This window comes from Pseudomonas sp. NFACC46-3, assembly GCF_900114515.1.
GTDB lineage: Bacteria > Pseudomonadota > Gammaproteobacteria > Pseudomonadales > Pseudomonadaceae > Aquipseudomonas > Aquipseudomonas fluorescens_Q.
In genome coordinates, this window is the sequence record NZ_FOTH01000018.1 from 75,269 (window position 1) to 91,872 (window position 16,604).

The 16,604-nt window shown below is 63.1% G+C and carries 17 protein-coding genes; 10 read left to right on the forward strand and 7 right to left on the reverse strand.

The features are described 5' to 3' along the window. Nucleotides 1-129: 129 nt before the first annotated feature. Both BM300_RS18370 and BM300_RS18375 read left to right on the forward strand, forming a co-directional pair. A complete protein-coding gene (locus tag BM300_RS18370) occupies nucleotides 130-1,161 on the forward strand; it encodes an Ldh family oxidoreductase (RefSeq protein WP_092224204.1) in 1,032 nt (343 codons plus the stop codon). 100 nt (nucleotides 1,162-1,261) lie between these two features. Then, on the forward strand, nucleotides 1,262-1,975 hold the full coding sequence (locus BM300_RS18375; RefSeq protein ID WP_063321180.1) for a GntR family transcriptional regulator: 714 nt from the start codon (nucleotides 1,262-1,264) through the stop codon (nucleotides 1,973-1,975). A 194-nt stretch (nucleotides 1,976-2,169) separates the two neighbouring features. On the opposite strand, the gene BM300_RS18380 is transcribed toward BM300_RS18375, so the two are convergent. The 3 genes from BM300_RS18380 to BM300_RS18390 all read right to left on the reverse strand — a co-directional run bounded on the left by BM300_RS18380 (nucleotide 2,170) and on the right by BM300_RS18390 (nucleotide 5,246). Next, nucleotides 2,170-3,120 (reverse strand): PDR/VanB family oxidoreductase, encoded by a 951-nt coding sequence (locus BM300_RS18380; protein WP_092143186.1) that lies wholly within the window; start codon nucleotides 3,118-3,120, stop codon nucleotides 2,170-2,172. After that, the gene (locus BM300_RS18385) at nucleotides 3,117-4,202 is read right to left on the reverse strand and encodes an aromatic ring-hydroxylating oxygenase subunit alpha (protein WP_092143189.1); all 1,086 of its coding nucleotides are present in this window, start codon (nucleotides 4,200-4,202) and stop codon (nucleotides 3,117-3,119) included. Before BM300_RS18385 ends, BM300_RS18380 begins: the two co-directional genes overlap by 4 nt. Nucleotides 4,203-4,340: 138 nt before the next feature. Then, nucleotides 4,341-5,246 (reverse strand): LysR substrate-binding domain-containing protein, encoded by a 906-nt coding sequence (locus BM300_RS18390; protein ID WP_063321183.1) that lies wholly within the window; start codon nucleotides 5,244-5,246, stop codon nucleotides 4,341-4,343. Nucleotides 5,247-5,403: 157 nt separating this feature from the next. Here BM300_RS18390 and BM300_RS18395 point away from each other — a divergent pair, with 157 nt between their 5' ends. From BM300_RS18395 to BM300_RS18430, 8 genes are all read left to right on the forward strand, one after another. After that, nucleotides 5,404-6,528, forward strand: coding sequence for an NAD(P)/FAD-dependent oxidoreductase (locus tag BM300_RS18395; RefSeq protein WP_086936577.1), 1,125 nt, complete (start codon nucleotides 5,404-5,406; stop codon nucleotides 6,526-6,528). After that, a complete protein-coding gene (locus BM300_RS18400) occupies nucleotides 6,518-6,847 on the forward strand; it encodes a (2Fe-2S)-binding protein (RefSeq protein ID WP_092143192.1) in 330 nt (109 codons plus the stop codon). Before BM300_RS18395 ends, BM300_RS18400 begins: the two co-directional genes overlap by 11 nt. Further along, nucleotides 6,840-8,213: an FAD/NAD(P)-dependent oxidoreductase gene (locus tag BM300_RS18405; RefSeq protein WP_092143195.1), complete on the forward strand. Its 1,374-nt coding sequence runs from the start codon at nucleotides 6,840-6,842 to the stop codon at nucleotides 8,211-8,213. The genes BM300_RS18400 and BM300_RS18405 overlap by 8 nt, the downstream gene beginning before the upstream one ends. Then, nucleotides 8,210-8,560, forward strand: coding sequence for a RidA family protein (locus tag BM300_RS18410; protein ID WP_092143198.1), 351 nt, complete (start codon nucleotides 8,210-8,212; stop codon nucleotides 8,558-8,560). Before BM300_RS18405 ends, BM300_RS18410 begins: the two co-directional genes overlap by 4 nt. Nucleotides 8,561-8,704: 144 nt before the next feature. Continuing rightward, nucleotides 8,705-9,487, forward strand: coding sequence for an ABC transporter substrate-binding protein (locus BM300_RS18415; protein ID WP_063321187.1), 783 nt, complete (start codon nucleotides 8,705-8,707; stop codon nucleotides 9,485-9,487). Between the two features lie 69 nt (nucleotides 9,488-9,556). Then, nucleotides 9,557-9,982, forward strand: coding sequence for a GlcG/HbpS family heme-binding protein (locus BM300_RS18420; RefSeq protein WP_092143201.1), 426 nt, complete (start codon nucleotides 9,557-9,559; stop codon nucleotides 9,980-9,982). A gap of 179 nt (nucleotides 9,983-10,161) precedes the next feature. Further along, nucleotides 10,162-10,998 carry an AraC family transcriptional regulator gene (locus BM300_RS18425; RefSeq protein ID WP_092463510.1) on the forward strand — a complete coding sequence of 279 codons (837 nt, stop codon included), beginning with the start codon at nucleotides 10,162-10,164 and terminating at the stop codon, nucleotides 10,996-10,998. A gap of 54 nt (nucleotides 10,999-11,052) precedes the next feature. Further along, complete coding sequence (locus BM300_RS18430; RefSeq protein WP_092463512.1) at nucleotides 11,053-11,655, forward strand: LysE family translocator; 603 nt, start codon at nucleotides 11,053-11,055, stop codon at nucleotides 11,653-11,655. A 175-nt stretch (nucleotides 11,656-11,830) separates the two neighbouring features. On the opposite strand, the gene aldA is transcribed toward BM300_RS18430, so the two are convergent. The 4 genes from aldA to BM300_RS18450 are packed head-to-tail and all read right to left on the reverse strand — an operon-like array spanning nucleotide 11,831 to nucleotide 16,586. Next, nucleotides 11,831-13,264 carry an aldehyde dehydrogenase gene (gene aldA, locus BM300_RS18435; RefSeq protein ID WP_092143210.1) on the reverse strand — a complete coding sequence of 478 codons (1,434 nt, stop codon included), beginning with the start codon at nucleotides 13,262-13,264 and terminating at the stop codon, nucleotides 11,831-11,833. Between the two features lie 12 nt (nucleotides 13,265-13,276). Further along, on the reverse strand, nucleotides 13,277-14,077 hold the full coding sequence (locus BM300_RS18440; RefSeq protein WP_063321192.1) for an aldolase/citrate lyase family protein: 801 nt from the start codon (nucleotides 14,075-14,077) through the stop codon (nucleotides 13,277-13,279). Beyond that, entirely contained in the window at nucleotides 14,074-15,273 is a 1,200-nt protein-coding gene (gene rhmD, locus BM300_RS18445; RefSeq protein ID WP_046064328.1) for an L-rhamnonate dehydratase, read from the reverse strand. Before rhmD ends, BM300_RS18440 begins: the two co-directional genes overlap by 4 nt. Nucleotides 15,274-15,290: 17 nt before the next feature. Next, entirely contained in the window at nucleotides 15,291-16,586 is a 1,296-nt protein-coding gene (locus BM300_RS18450) for an MFS transporter (RefSeq protein WP_092143213.1), read from the reverse strand. Nucleotides 16,587-16,604 lie beyond the last annotated feature (18 nt).

Genomic DNA, 16,604 nt, shown 5'->3' on the forward strand with positions numbered 1-16,604 from the left:
GTTTTCGACCTGCCAGGCCGGGCAGATGCCGTGGACAAGGATTGACAGTGCGCGCCTGAACCGGTGTTTAATCCCCCGGCGGGTCCCTTTACGCTGTTGCTACCTCCAACAATCATTCTGGAGCTTCAGATGTCTGTGCCATCCGATCATGCCGCTTCTTGCACCTTGTCTTTCGATGCTCTGGTGAGCTTGCTGGAGAAAATTTTCCTGCGTCATGGCACGTCGACCGAAGTCGCTCGGTGCCTGGCTGAAAACTGCGCCGGGGCCGAGCGCGACGGCGCCCACAGCCATGGGGTGTTTCGCATTCCCGGTTATGTCTCGACACTCGACAGCGGGTGGGTCAACGGCAAGGCCGTGCCGATGGTCGAGGACGTCGCTTCAGGGTTTGTCGCGGTGGACGCCTGCAACGGGTTCGCCCAGCCCGCCCTGGCCGCAGCGCGTCCGTTGCTGGTAGCGAAGGCCCGCAGTGCCGGTATCGCCGTCCTGGCCATTCGCAACTCCCATCACTTTGCCGCCCTCTGGCCGGATGTCGAGCCGTTCGCTTATGAAGGCCTGGTGGCGTTGAGTGTGGTCAACAGCATGACGTGTGTGGTGCCCCATGGCGCGGACCGCCCATTGTTCGGCACCAACCCCATTGCCTTCGCCGCACCACGGGCTGACGGTGAGCCGATTGTCTTCGACCTCGCCACCAGCGCCATTGCCCACGGCGACGTACAGATTGCTGCACGCAAGGGCGAGTTGTTGCCACCAGGAATGGGCGTGGACAGCCTCGGCCAGCCGACCCGGGACCCCAAGGCGATTCTCGAAGGTGGAGCGCTCTTGCCTTTTGGCGGACACAAGGGCTCGGCGCTGTCGATGATGGTCGAGTTGCTGGCGGCAGCCCTGACTGGCGGCAATTTTTCCTTCGAGTTCGACTGGCACAACCATCCGGGTGCCAAGACCCCGTGGACCGGTCAGTTGTTGATCGTGATCGACCCGAGCAAGACCGCCGGGCAAAACTTTGCCGAGCGCAGCCAGGAACTGGTCAGGCAGATGCATGGCGTCGGGTTGCGGCGCTTGCCGGGAGACCGTCGCCATCGCGAACGCAGCAAATCCAATGAGCATGGGATCAGCTTGGACGAACAGACCCTGGCGCAGCTGCGCGAGTTGGCAGGGGTTTGAACAATCCGCTGTGGCGGCCAGCCTGGCTGCCACTGCCTTGCCGTGACACGCTGCGCCAAGCCTTCTACTATGACGGCTTCTTTTCTGTGGAATCGCCTGGATGAGTAAGCCCGGCCAAACGGTGCTGGTTGCGCTGCGCAAGATGATCGCCTCGGGCGAGTTGGCCGCTGGCGAGCGTCTGATGGAAATACCCACGGCCGAGTTGTTCGGCGTATCGCGCATGCCGGTGCGCATGGCGTTCCGCACCCTGGAGCAGGAAGGGTTGCTGGTGCGCTTCGGCGGACGAGGTTTCCAGGTGCGTTCGGTCAGTGCCGAACAGATCGCCGGGGCCGTGGAGGTGCGTGGCGTGCTGGAGGGCCTGGCGGCACGGCAGACGGCCGAGCACGGTTTATCTGAAGAGGCCCGTGCGATACTCGAGCAATGCCTGGCGCAGGGCGATGAATTGTTCGCCAAGGGCTATGTGACCGAGGACGACCTGGAGGTCTATCACGACCTCAACATGCGCTTTCACCAGGTGATCGTCGAAGGCAGCCACAACCCGGCGATTGCCGATGCCCTGGCCCGCAACGATCATCTGCCATTCGCCTCAGTCACCGCCCTGGCTGTGGATCGCCAGAACATGGCCGGCGAATTTCGCCGCTTCAACTATGCCCATATGCAACACCATTCGGTGTTCGACGCCTTGATCAACCGCCAGAGCGGCCGCGCCGAGGCAATCATGCGCGAGCATGCCAACGCGACCCTGCGCTATGCCGAAGTGTTCGGCTCGACACTGGCTGACGAGCGGATGACGGTGATTCTCCGTTCGGAGTGAACGGCCCGGATGACTGCTGTATTTGTGTAGCCAGCACGCATCCCCTTTGGCGAGGGAGCTTGCTCCCGCTGGCCTGCGAAGCAGGCCCTATATCGTTCAGGTAAATCGCATTGTCTGGTTTGCGAGTGCTGCGCAGCCGAGCGGGAGCAAGCTCCCTCGCCACGGGATTTGGGGTGCCTGTTTTCCGGTGGTTGTCAGAGATCCAGCACCAGCACCGGGGTTTTCGACCTGGAGCAGCACGGCGTGAACTGGTCGTTGCAGGCCTGTTCAGCCTCGGTCAGGAACATGTCCCGATGCTCTGGTACACCTTCCAGCACGCGGGTCAGGCAGGTGCCGCAGACCCCTTGTTCGCACGAGATCGGGATCTCGATGCCATGGCGCTCCAGCGCCTGCACCACACTGCAGTCCGCCGGCACGTCGAACACTTGGCCGCTGCGGGCCAGCTTGACCGAAAAACTGCCATCGGCACGGGTGTCGGTAGGGGCGGCGGCAAAGTATTCGCGGTGCAGGCAGGCTTCCTGCCAGCCCTGGCTTTTGGCGGTGTCGAGGACGTGTTGCATGAACCCGCCGGGGCCGCAGACGTAGAGGTGCACATCGTCACTCGGCGCGGCCAGCACCCTGGCGGCGTCCAGCAGGGTTTCCGGTTCTTCATCGAAATGCAGGAATACCCGGTCGGCATAAGGCGCCTGGCGCAGGCGCTCGACAAAGGCCGCGCGGTCCCGGGCGCGGGCGCAGTAATGCAGCTCGAACGCGGCACCGCTCTGGGCCAGATGCTCGGCCATGCACAGGATCGGCGTAATGCCGATGCCGCCGGCAAACAACAGGCTGCGCCGGGCTTGCGGGGCGAGAGCGAACAGGTTACGCGGCTCGCTGATGTGCAAACGCATGCCTGGCTGGATCAGCTCATGCAGGCTGCGCGAACCACCGCGGGACGCCGGATCCTTGAGCACACCGATGAGGTAGCGGTGCCGCTCCTGGGGATGGTTGCACAGCGAGTACTGGCGAATCAGCCCGCCGGGCAAGTGCACATCGATATGGGCGCCGGCGGTGAAGGCCGGCAGCGGCTCGCCATCGACACGCGTCAATTCGTAGCTGCAGATATCGAGGGCTTCGTTGTGTCGCGCCGCGACCTGGACTTCGATCATGGCCGTTGCTCCACCCGTTGTGGTTGATGGCTGCTGGCGATCAACCCGGCCTGTGCTTCCCGTTCCCGTGCGATCCAGCGCTCCAGCACCCGGCGGGACTGTACGCCGCCTGCGTCGATGTTGAGTTTGAGCAAGTTGCGTTGCGGATGGTCCAGCAGGTTGCGCTGTTGGCGTTCGAGCATTTCCAGGTCTTCGCTGAAAATCTTGCCTTGGCCTTCGCGAATGGACGCGGTGAGGGCTTCATCCTGCGGCTGGAAGTGCCGGGCCATGCCCCAGAAGTACCAGATCGACGTCTCGGTTTCCGGCGTAATGAAATCCACCACGATGCTTGACGCCTTGAATTGCGGCGCGGCGTGATAACCGCCGTTGCCGGCATGGGCCACGCCGACTTCGATCAGCACATGGCTGGGCGGGGTGAAACGGCAGATCTGCCAGCGATCCACCGGCACGTCATCGGCCAGATTGTTGCCGCGCAAGGCCATGCGCCAGAACGGCGGGGCCATGATGTTTTCCATGTGCCGGGCGGTGACCACTTCATCGCCATCGACCGTGGTCACTGGCGGCGCCTCGTCGATTTCCTTCTGGCCGATGCTCGAGGCGTGGACGTAGGTTTCGTGGGTCAGGTCCATCAGGTTGTCGATCATCAGGCGATAGTCGCAGTGGATATGGAACAGGCCGCCACCGTAGGCCCATTCATCGCTTTCAGCCCATTCCAGATGATGGATCAGCGCCGGGTCGGCCTGCGCCTGGTCTCCGGGCCAGACCCAGATGAACCCATGCCGTTCCTGTACTGCAAAAGTCTTGTTGCAAGGGAAGCCTCGCACCCGTTGCCCCGGCATCTCGACGGTCTTGCCGTCGCAGCCCATCACCAAGCCGTGATAGCCGCACACCAGGTTGCCGTTTTCGACATACCCCAAGGAGAGCGGGGCGCCGCGATGGGGGCAGAAGTCTTCCACCGCCGCGACCTTGCCTTCATGCCCCCGGTAAAAAACCATCTTCTCACCACAGATCTGGCGACCCAGGGGCTTGTCGGCGATTTCATCGGGGGTGCAGGCAACGTACCAGGCATTTTTGGGGTACATGAGGGATCTCCAGGCGGATGTTGTTCTTGTCTGTGGATCCATTAACTCTCTTAACTAATTTCGTTGTCAACGGTATTGCGGCGTAAATGACCAATTTATCTGATCAGTGGATCCATTAGTGGGCGATTGGCGGTCACATCAGAACCGATAGGCCGCCGGCACCTGCGCTTCGATGAACCGCTGCATGTGCTCCAGAAAGCTGGCTTGCAGCTTGGAAACCGGCCCCTGGACGGGCAGAAGCATGCTGAAGTCCATTTCTATCGCCGGTTCGAAGGCACGGAAGACGATGCCCTGGCCGCGGTACTCGACGGCGCTGATGGCATCCACCAACGCCACGCCGAGGCCCTGTTCGACGAACGCGCACATGGGCAGCGAGAGCTGGGTTTCCAGGCGCAGTTCGCGGTCTATGCCATGGGCGGCGAAGATCGCATCGATGTGCTGGCGTGAGGCAATCGACTGCGGGTAGGAAATGAACGGTTCGCCCTGCAAGTCTTCCGGGCGGATCGTCGCCTGGTCCTGCAAGCGATGGCCGGCGGGCAGGGCGCAGAGCATGCGCGTGGCCAGCAATTTTTCGGCACGAGGGCTGGGGTACGTGTTGGGCAGCACGATCAGGCCCAGGTCGCAGCGCTGGCCCACCACCAGGTCCACGACTTCCCGGGACGAATGCACCACCAGCGATATCTGCACTTGATCGTGTTCGGCCATGAACGCAGCAATCGCCCGGGGCACGAATGACAACCCCATGGCCGGTGCGCAGGCAATGTGCAGTGAACCGCGCTTGAGCGTGCGGATGTCCTGGGCGGTACGCGCAATGCGTTCCACCCCCAACAACGAACGCTGCACTTCCTGGTACAGGGTCATGGCCTCGGCGGTGGGTTGCAGCCGCCCCTTGACCCGGTCGAACAGGCTGAAGCCGATGTCCTCTTCCAGGCTGGCGATCAGTCGGGTCGCCGCCGGCTGCGAGATGTGCAGCATTTCGGCAGCCCGCGTCACGGTCTGGCCCAGGATCACGGCGCGAAAGGCTTCCAACTGACGGAGATTCATAGCTCGGATCCACCCATAACAAAAAGACATGAGGTTGCCAAAATAAAGCATTTTTCAAGGCGCTGTCATCGCCCTAGGATCGACAGAAAGCACTTGAACCAGCCATGGGCCGGCGTCTGATTGAATCAGTGGCGCCGAAAACAGCGATCCGAAAACCATGTCAAAAACTGATGTCATTGTCGTAGGGGGTGGCCTGGTGGGTATGTCCATCGCCTATGGACTGGCCTTGCTCGGGCGCCAGGTGAGCGTGCTCGACGAGGGCGATGACGCTATTCGCGCCGCCCGGGGCAACTTTGGTTTGCTCTGGGTGCAGGGCAAGGGCTACCGCATGAGCCCGTATGCCCGGTGGACGCGGGAATCGGTGGCGCTCTGGCCTCGATTCGCCGCGGCGTTGCAAGCCGATACCGGCATCGATGTCCATCTACGCCAACAGGGTGGCTTCCAGTTGTGCCTGAGCGACGCGGAAATGGCCGAGGAAAGTCATCGGCTGGCTTGGTTGCGTGACGCCTTTGCTGGCGACTACCCCTTTGAACTGCTGGACGCCGCGCAACTGCGCGCCCGCTTGCCCGGCGTTGGGCCTGATGTCGTGGGCGGCTGTTTCTCGCCCATGGACGGCCACGTCAACCCGCTCAAGCTGCTGCGCTCGCTCTATGCCGCCTGCCAGGTTCGCGGGGTCAAGCTCATCAACGGCCATCACGTCGAGGCCATCGACGCGGGCACCACGGGCTTCGAACTGCGGGCAGGAGAGCAGCGCTGGGCTGCCCGCCAGGTGGTGCTGGCCGCTGGCCTCGGCAATCGGGCGTTGGGGGCCAGGGTAGGGTTGGACGTGCCGGTGCAGCCGAACCGTGGGCAGATTCTGGTCACCGAGCGGCTTGAGCCTTTTCTGCAGTACCCCACTACCTATGTCCGCCAGACCGACGAGGGCACGCTGCAATTGGGTGATTCCCACGAGTCAACGGGCTTCGATGACGGCACCGGCAGCCAGGTCATGGCGGCTATTGCCCGGCGCGCGGTGCAGTGTTTTCCGCGGCTGGGCCAGGTACGAGTGGTGCGGGCCTGGGGGGCGCTGCGGGTGATGAGTGCCGATGGCTTTCCGATATACGAAATGCCCCAAGGCTGCCCGGGGCTGTCGATTATCAGTTGCCACAGCGGCGTGACGCTGGCTGCCGCCCATGCCTTGCGCTTGGTGCCCTGGATCGCCGGGGAATTCGATGAGCCGGCGGTGAAGCCATTCGGGTTGCAGCGTTTCAACCTGCAAGCAGAGGTGCGCCATGTCGGCTGACAGTCTGTTCCGGCCGCTGGCCTCGGGAGATCACACCGTGCAGATCGAATTTGAAGGCAGACCGCTCACAGTGCCCGCCGAGGTATCCCTGGCGGCGGCGCTGCTGGCCTGTGGCATTCGCCACACCCGCGAAAGCGCGATCAACGGTCGCCCCGGCGCCCCTTATTGCATGATGGGTGTGTGCTTCGAATGCCTGGTGGAAGTGGATGGACAAGCCAATGCCCAGGCTTGCCTGGTGCCGGTGAGTTCCGGCATGCGCGTGCGGCGCCAACGCGGAGCCGCGTGCCTGGCACCATGGCAGGAGGGCGGCGATGAGTAATGCAATCATCGACCTGATCATCATCGGCGCTGGTCCGGCGGGAATGAGCGCTGCGCTCGAAGCCAGGGCCCACGGCCTGTCGGTCGTCGTGCTGGACGAGCAGGCCAGCCCAGGCGGACAGATATATCGCCAGGTGCTCCAGGCTGACGCTCGCCGCCGCGCCGTGTTGGGTGACGACTACGTGGCCGGGGCAAAATTGGCCGCCGACTTTCTGCAATGCGGTGCCCGCTATCTGCCCAACGCAGCCATCTGGCAGGTGACGCCGCAGCGTCAGGTGCACTACCTGTTCGAGGGGCGTGCAGAAGTCTTGCAAGGGCGCCATCTGTTGATTGCCACGGGGGCCTTCGAACGGCCGATGCCGATTCCTGGCTGGACCCTGCCGGGCGTCATGACCGCCGGGGCCGGGCAGATTCTGCTCAAGAGCGCTGCCATGGTGCCGGCCACGCCAGTGGTGCTGGCCGGGTGTGGTCCATTGCTCTACTTGCTGGCGGTGCAATACCTGCGTGCAGGCGTCGCGCTTGAGGCCCTGGTGGATACCAGCCATCGGAGCGATCTGCTGCGTGCCTGGCGGGAAGTTCCCGGTGCATTGCGCGGCTGGCGTGATCTGCTCAAAGGACTGAAGCTGCTGACCGAGCTCAAGCGTGCCGGCGTCCGGCATTTTTGCGGCGCGCGCAACCTGCAGGTTGAAGGCACGGATCGGGCCTGCGCCTTGAGTTTCGACAGTCAAGGCCGCTCGCGGCGCATTCGCGCCGATTTGGTTCTGCTGCATCAAGGCGTGGTGCCCAACACCCAGGTCAGTTGGTCATTGCGCCTGGAGCACGACTGGAACGAACAGCAACTGTGCTGGATTACGCATCGCAATCAATGGGGTGAAAGCAGCGCGCCGGGCATTTTTATCGCCGGTGACGGTGGTGCCATCGGCGGTGCCCAGGTGGCGCAATTGGAGGGGCGCCTGGTCGCATTGACAATCGCCGGCCAGCCGACGCGCGCGCGCGCCCTGCAGCAGCTGTTACGCCGCGCCCGCGCCGCACGGCCGCTGCTCGACACCCTGTATCGCCCCCGGCCCCAGAATCGTATCCCCGCTGATGACGTCACGGTATGCCGCTGCGAAGAGGTCAGCGCTGGCGACATTCGCCGTTACGTCGACCTGGGTTGCCTGGGCCCCAACCAGACCAAGGCCTTCGGCCGTTGCGGCATGGGCCCGTGCCAGGGGCGCCAATGCGGTCTGAGCGTCACTGAAATCATTGCCGAACGCCGCCACGTCGCACCCGCCGAGGTGGGCTATTACCGCATCCGTTCACCCCTCAAACCCATCACGCTCGCCCAATTGGCCGGTGAGCGTCTTTCCCTCGAGGAACCTTCATGAGTATTCAACGCATCGAAAGCAACCCACGCCTGAGCCGTAGCGTCGTGCACAACAGCGTGGCCTGGCTCAGCGGTGTCGTGGCCGCCGATTGCAGCCAGGACATCGAGGGCCAGACCCGCCAGGTGCTGCAGCGGATCGATGAGCTGCTGGCCGCATCGGGCAGCGACAAGCACAGGCTGCTCAATGTGCAGATATGGATGAAAGACATGGGCCGGGATTTCGCTGCGATGAACGCAATGTGGAGCGAGTGGCTCGATGCCACGCAGACGCCAGCGCGGGCCACGGCCCAGGTGGCATTCGACGACCCGGAGATTTTGCTGGAGCTGATTGTCACGGCGGCGGTCTGAGGCCGTCGGCCGGATCACCGTTGTGCTGTCACCGGGCAGGCGACCACCAGAGCCACCGCCCGGGCTTGTTCACATTGCTGCTGCCATAACGGGCGACTTCTGCGCAGTGCCCGAAATCAATAACATCGCACCTGGAGCAAATGAATGAACGTTAAACGCATCGCCTTGAAACTGGGTCTCGTCTCGCTGCTGGCTTTCGGCACGAGCCTGCAAGCCGCCGAATCATCGTTGCGCATCGGTATTGAGGCGGCTTATCCACCATTCGCCTCAAAAACTCCGGACAACGCCATCGTCGGTTTCGACTACGACATCGGCCAGGCACTTTGCGCCGAGATGAAGGTCCGTTGTGTCTGGCAGGAACAGGAATTCGACGGTTTGATTCCAGCGCTCAAGGTGAAGAAGGTCGACGCGGTGATTTCCTCCATGTCCATCACCCCCGAGCGATTGAAGTCGGTGGACTTCACTGATCGCTATTACCGAATCCCGGCGCGCCTGGTGTTTCGCAAGGGCAGCGGCATCAACGATATTCCGGCACAACTCAACGGCAAGCGGATCGGCGTGCAGCGGGCCACCAACTTCGATCGCTATGTCACCGATCACTTTGCCCCGGCGGGCGCCGAGGTAGTGCGCTATGGTTCGCAGAACGAAATATTCCTCGACTTGCTGGGCGGGCGCCTGGACGCGACCATGGCCAGTTCGGTGGTGATCGACGAGAGCCTGCTCAAGCGTCCCGAGGGCAATGATTTCGAATTTGTCGGGCCCAATTTCACCGAGGAACAATACTTCGGCACCGGCATCGGCATTGCGGTACGCAAGAACGATACGCTGGCGGGCCGCTTCAATCAGGCACTGGCGACCATTCGCGCCAACGGCACTTACGAGCGGATTCGCCAGAAGTACTTTGACTTCGATATCTACGGCGAATGAGGTTCGAGGCTGGTTTTTGGCCCGCAGGCTATATCTGCGGGCTTCCTGTTACACAGCACGGAGTGATCCATGAAAACCAAAGCGGCACTCACTGAACAAGACGTTGCCATGTTGCTGGTAGCGGCCAAAGATCTGGCGCACCAGCGGGAATGGGCGGTGTCGATCTGTGTGGTAGACGACGGAGGCCACCCGTTGGGGCTGCTGCGCCTGGACGATGCCTCGCCGTTGTCGGCCTATATCGCTACCGAAAAAGCCCGCACGGCCGCCATGGGGCGGCGTGATAGCAAGGTTTTCGAAGACATGATCAATGGTGGTCGTTACGCGTTTCTCAGCGCTCCGCACGTGCAGGGCATGCTTGAAGGTGGGGTGAGCATTCACCATGACGGCCAGTGCATCGGTGCCATCGGGGTTTCTGGGGTCAAGGCTGAGCAGGATGCTGAATTGGCTCGTTTGGCGGTAGAGACGGTGTTGCCGGTGATTACTCCGGATTCCTGAGGCGGCTATAAACCTGTGGGAGCTTGCTCGTGATAGCGGTGGGTCGGTTACAGACGCATCTACAGACCGAACACCATCGTGAGCAAACCCGAACGCCACAAGGTTTGCACAAATCTTCCAGACACTCTCCTCATCAGCCGTTAATCTGCCAAGAGCACATTCACCAAGCGGGATAGGGCATGGCAGCGCGCAACTGGATCGATCTCAAGCAGGACGCCACGTCCGGTATCGAGACCGTGCGCGCGCATTTCGAGGGGCATGCCTATGACCCCCACTGGCATGACACCTATCTGGTGGGCGTGACAGAGCAGGGCGTGCAGCAGTTTCATTGCCGCCGCCAGCAGCACAACAGTACGCCGGGCAAAGTGTTTCTGCTCGAGCCCGGCGAGCTGCATGACGGCAATGCCCCCCACGACCACGGGTTTACCTACCGCACGTTGTACCTGGAGCCTCAATGGCTGGAGCGCGAATTGCGTTCCTTGTTCGACGTGGCGCCGGACAACGCCCAGTTGGGGTTTGCCGCCACCCTGACGGACGATGCGCGGCTGGCGAGTGCCACGGCCATGGCCTTCCAGAGCCTGCACGAGCAGGAGATCCGCATCGTGCGCCAGACGGCCCTCGATACGCTGTTGGCCAACCTGACCCAACACCTGCACTGGCGGGCGCGGATCAACCCGGATCCACGGCTGCCATTGGTGGCGCAGCAGGCCCGGGATTATCTGCACAGTCACCTGAGCGAAGACATCGGCCTGGATGACTTGGCGCAGGTCACCGGCGTGGATCGCTTTCGCCTGACCCGTGCGTTCAAGGCGGCATTCGGCCTGGCGCCCCATGCTTATCTGATCCAGTTGCGCCTGGCCCGCGCCCGGCGCCTGCTGGCGCGTGGCGAGAGTGCCGTGGCGGTGGCGGCCATGCTCGGTTTTGCCGATCAAAGTCACTTGGGCCGCTGGTTCCAGCGCGCCTATCGCCTGAGCCCGGCGGACTACCGCAAGCGCTGCTCAATTGTTCCAGACTGACCATGGCTTCATCGGGATGATCAAGCGATCGATCATTCACCGAGAAGTTGCTCCATGGACCAGTTACTGCCGTTTGCCTTGTTCGCCTTTGTCGCCTCCATCACCCCGGGTCCGACCAATATCCTGGTGTTGAGCCATAGCTCGCGTTTCGGCCTGGCAACCACTGTGCCGATCATCCTCGGCGCGTGCGCGGCGGCAGCCTTGTTGGTGCTCCTGGTCGGCACCGGATTGGGGGACGTGCTGGCGCGTCATGCCACGATTCAAACATTGCTCTCATGGGCCGGCATTGCCTGGTTGAGCTGGATGGCCTGGCAGATTTTCAGCGCGCCGGCCCAGGCCATTGACCCGGACCGGCCCGCCGAAGGCCCGCGACTGGGCCTGGCGGGAGCGGCCGGGTTGCAGTTGGTGAATCCCAAGACCTGGATGATGGCGCTGGCGGTGGTCAGCGTGTTTGCCGGCGCCGAGGCTGACCGTACCGTGCGGGTGCTCTGGCTGTCCCTGGCGTTTTTCGCGATTTCCATCCCGTGCATGACCGTGTGGGCCTATCTGGGCCTCGGTGCGGCCAGGTTCTGCCGTTCCGCTGTAGCCATGAGCCGGTTCAATCGGACCATGGCGGTGTTGCTGCTGGTGTCGGCATGGGCGACGTTGGTGGTCTGAGGGATCGGAAAGAACCATTGTGGCGAGGGAGCTTGCTCCCGCTGGGGCGCGAAGCGGCCCTGAAACCTGGCGACGCGGTGAATCAGGTTGATTGAGCGGGGGCTGCTTCGCAGCCCAGCGGGAGCAAGCTCCCTCGCCACAATGGGTATCCCGGCCCATCTGGCTCTATCGCCGGTCAGCTTTGCAAGTACACCGCATGGGTATGGGTGTATTCATACAAGCCATGCTTGCCATCAGCCCCGCCCACCCCGGACTTGCGTACCCCGGCATGGAACCCCTGCATGGCTTCGAAATTTTCGCGGTTGACGTAGGTTTCGCCAAAGTCCAGGCCTCGAATGGCGTGCATGGCGCGACCCAGGTCTCGGGTGTAGATCGAAGAGGTCAGGCCATAGTCGCAGTCGTTGGCCAGGGCGATCGCTTCGTCCAGGTCGTCGATGATCTGGATGGGCAGTACCGGACCGAAAATTTCCTCGCGCATGATCTGCATCGAGGCGTTACAACCGGCCAGCACGGTGGGTTGGAAGTGGAAACCGTCGGGGCGGTCTGCCACGCGACCTCCGCTGATCAGGCTGGCACCTTGCTGCAGGGCGGTTCTCACTTTGCGCTCGACGCTGTCCAGGCCATGGCGGTTGATCAAGGGGCCCATCTCGATATCGGGCTCGGCCAGCGGGTCGCCGTAACGGGTGGCGGACATGGCCGCGCTGATGCGTTCGATGAACTGATCGGCGACCTTGCGCTCCACGTAGACCCGCTCGGCACAGTTGCAGACCTGACCGGTGTTGATGATCCGTGAGTCGCGAATCGCCTTGACCGCCAACGCCAGGTCAGCGTCCGCCAGCACAATGGCCGGGGCCTTGCCGCCCAGTTCCAGGTTGAGCTTGGTAATGTTCGGCGCCGACGCCGTCATGATCCGCGAGCCGGTATCAACGCTGCCGGTAAAGCTGATCATGTCCACGCCTTTGTGACCACTCAAGGCCGCGCCCACCTGGCCGTCGCCACACACCACGTTGAACACGCCGGGCGGCAAGTCGGTTTCGGCCACCAACCGGGCGAATTCGAAGCAGTTGTTCGGGGTTTCTTCGCTGGGCTTGATGACAATGGTGTTGCCGGTCAGCAGGGCCGGGGCCATTTTGCGAGCGATCAGGAAAAACGGAAAATTCCACGGCAGGATGCCGGCCACCACACCCAGGGGCTTGCGGAACAGGAAGATGTTTTCCCCGGGGCGGTCGCTGGTGATGATTTCGCCTTCGATGCGCCGGGCCCACTCGGCCATGTAGTCGAGGTAGTCAGCGGTGAAGTTCACCTCCACTGCGGCCAGGGCGCTGGTCTTGCCTTGTTCCAGGGTGATGGTGCGCGCCAGGTGCGCAACGTTCTCCCGCAGTTTGCCGGCGATGCGTCGCAGGTGACCGGCGCGTTCGATGGCCGGTTTGGCCGACCAGGCTTTCTGCGCGGCGCGGGCGGCAGCCAAGGCCTGATCGACATCGGCGGCGGTGGAGGCCGGGCCCCGGGACAGCAATGCACCGGTGGCCGGGTTGTACACGTCCAGGTGTGCTTCGCTGTGGGTGAACTGGCCGTTGATGAAGTTCTGGAACACAGGAACGGATGACATGGCAGGCTCCTTTTAGTAAGTGCGCGACGGCGCTTGGACGGTGGCAGGTTCGCGATAGCGGGCGAGGGTAGCCTGGGCGCTCTGGCGCAGCAGGCTGATGTCGATGGCCACCGCAATGAACTGGCAGCCCCAAGCCTGATAACGACGCGCATCGGCTTCGTTGGGCGCCAGGATGCCGCAGGCCTTGCCCGTCGCGAGGGTGGCGTCGACCGCGTGCCGGATGCGCTCCTGTACCTCGGGATGTCCCGGGTTGCCTGCATGGCCGAGACCGATGGACAGGTCGGCGGGGCCGATGAACACCGCGTCCACGCCCTCGACGGCAGCGATGGCTTCGACGTTTTCCACGCCCGTGCGCGATTCCACCTGGACGATCAGGCACAGTTCTTCATGGGCGGTGGTGAGGTAGTTCGCCACACCGTCCCAACGAGTGGCGCGGGTCAGGCCGCCGCCCACGCCACGAATGCCATGGGGCGGATAACGCATGGCGCGTACCAGGGCCTGGGCCTGTTCGGCGGTTTCGACCATGGGAATCATCAGGGTCTGGGCGCCGACATCCAGCAACTGCTTGATCAGGTTGGCGTCACCAGTCACCGCCCGCACCACCGGCGCGGTGGCATAGGGCGCCACGGCCTGGAGCTGGCCGAGTATGCTGGGTACGGTGTTGGGCGCGTGTTCGCCATCGATCAGCATCCAGTCGTAACCGGTGCCGGCGATGATCTCGGCGGCATAGCCGGTGGCGAAACCGGCCCAGATACCGTACTGGGGCTGTGTTGAGGTGAGCGCGGCCTTGAAGGCGTTGCGGGGCATGTTCATGGCGTGCTCCTTTCGCGGTGATAAGGTCGGTGCAACTGGCAATCCGGATTGAGCGTCACGCCGAAGCCAGGCTGGTCAAGGACCGACAGGCGCATGCGGCCTTCCACCGGCACCGGTTCACCCAGCAGTTGCGGGTGGAACATCGGCACCACTTCGTCGGCCTTGGGTGCCATCATCAGGAACTCGGCGAATGGGCTGTTATGCCGGGTGGCGACGAAGTGATAGCTGTAGACCGAGGAGCCGTGGGGGATTACCAGCGCGTTGTGGGCGTCGGCCAGGGCCGAGATCTTCACTAGTTCGGTGAGGCCGCCGCACCAGCCAACGTCCGGCTGGATGATGTCGCAGCAACCCATCTCCAGCAGCATGCGAAAGCCCCAACGGGTGGCCTCATGCTCACCGGTGGTCACCAGCATGCCCTTGGGCACGTTGTTGCGCAGCGCGGCGTAGCCCCAGTAGTCGTCGGGCGGCAACGCCTCTTCGATCCACTTCAAACCGTGCTCGTGGGCGCCGACCGCAAGTTTGGTGGCGTAGTTGAGGTCCAGGCTCATCCAGCAATCGAGCATCAGCCAGAAATCGGGGCCGACCCGCTCGCGCATGGTTGCCAGGGCTTCGAGATTCTTGCGCAAGCCTTCCTCGCCTTCGGCCGGGCCGTGATGCAAAGGCATCTTGCCGCCGATGAAACCCATTTTCTGCGCCAGGTCCGGCCGCGCGCCGGTGGCATAGAACTGCAATTCGTCACGCACCGCGCCGCCGAGCAATTGATGCACCGGCTCTTGGCGGATCTTGCCGAGCAAGTCCCAGAGCGCCAGGTCCACGCCGGAAATCGTGTTGATCACCAGGCCCTTGCGGCCGTAGTAGAGCGTGGACTGGTACATCTGGTCCCAGATCTTCTCGATGTCGGTCACCCGGGCGCCTTCGACGAATCGTGCCAGGTGCTTTTCAACGATGTAGGCCGCGGGCTCGCCACCGGTGGTCACGGCGAACCCGACGGTGCCATCGCTGGCTTCGATTTCCACCACCAGGGTGCCGAGCACATTGATGCCGAAACTGCGGCGGCTCTGGCGATAGTCCGGGTACTTGCTCATGGGCGTGGCGATGTGATCGTCGATCCAGTGGCCGTCGGCTTGGTCGTGATAGTCCGCGCCGCCGCCTCGAAGCACGAAGGCGCGAACGTGTTTGATTGTGGGAATACCCATATGTGCAGCTCCTTGAGTTAAACAGTGGCGGGCGTCTTCGAAGCGCGTTGGCCGGGCGAGTGGATACCCAGCACCAGCAACGCGGCGATAACGGTGGTAACGGAGAGCAGGTAGAGGCCTGCGGCGGGAGAGTGGAAGGCGCCTTCGGCCCAATTCTTCAGCACCGGGGCGATAAAGCCGCCGAGGGCGCCAAAGGAGTTGATCAACGCGATGCCCGCTGCTGCCGCGCTGCCGGCCAGGTAGCTGGATGGAAAGGTCCAGAACACCGGCTGCACGGCGATGAAGCCGGAAGCGGCGAAGCACAGGGCGATGATTCCCAGCAATGGGCTGGAAACGCTCACCGAGCAGGCGATTCCGGCGGCCGCCATCAGCAGGGTCAACGCGGCGGTACGGCGGCGCTGGCCGGTGCGGTCGCTGTAACCGGGAATCAGGTAGGCCGCGCACAGCGCGCAGATCCATGGAATGGCCGTGACCAGCCCCACCATCAACCCGACCTTGCTGCCCAACAGACCGCCGACCTGGGTCGGCAGGTAAAACACCACGCCATAGACGCTGGCCTGGATCAGCAGATAAATCAGGCACAGGTACAACACCGAAGGTTGGCACAGCACGCTGAGCAGGCTGCGGCCGTGGGATTGTTTGTGCAGGTCCTCGGCATCGAGCAGCGCCTGGACCTGCCGGCGTTCCTCGACCGTCAGCCATTTGGCATCGGCGGGGCGGTTGTCCAGGTACCAATAGGCCCAGATGCCCACAGCCGAGGCCATCAGGCCTTCAACGGCGAACAACCACTGCCAGCCGTGAACACCGGCAAAACCGTCCAGCTCCAACAGCAGGCCCGACAGCGGGCTGCCAAAGATGAACGCCAGCGGCGCGCCGAAGTAGAAGAAGCCCATGGCCTTGCCCCGGGCCGCCGAGGGGAACCAATAGGTGAGGTAGAGGATGACACCGGGAAAGAACCCGGCTTCGGCCACGCCCAGCAAGAAGCGCAGCACGTAGAAACTGGTTTCGTTGTGGGCAAAGACCATGGCCGCCGACACCAGCCCCCAGGTGACCATGATCCGGCACATCCACAACCGCGCACCGACGCGGTGCAGGATCAGGTTGCTGGGCACTTCCAGCAGTGCATAACCGGCGAAGAACACGCCCGCACCAAACGCGAATGCGGCGTCGCCGATACCGGTGTCGGCCTGGAAGGCCTGTTTGGCGAAGCCAACGTTGGCCCGGTCGAGAAAAGCCATGATGTACATCAGTAGCAGGAAGGGCAGCAGGCGCCAGGAAATCTTGGCCAGTACAGACACAGGAAGAGTCTTCATCGCGGGAGTCCTTTAGCA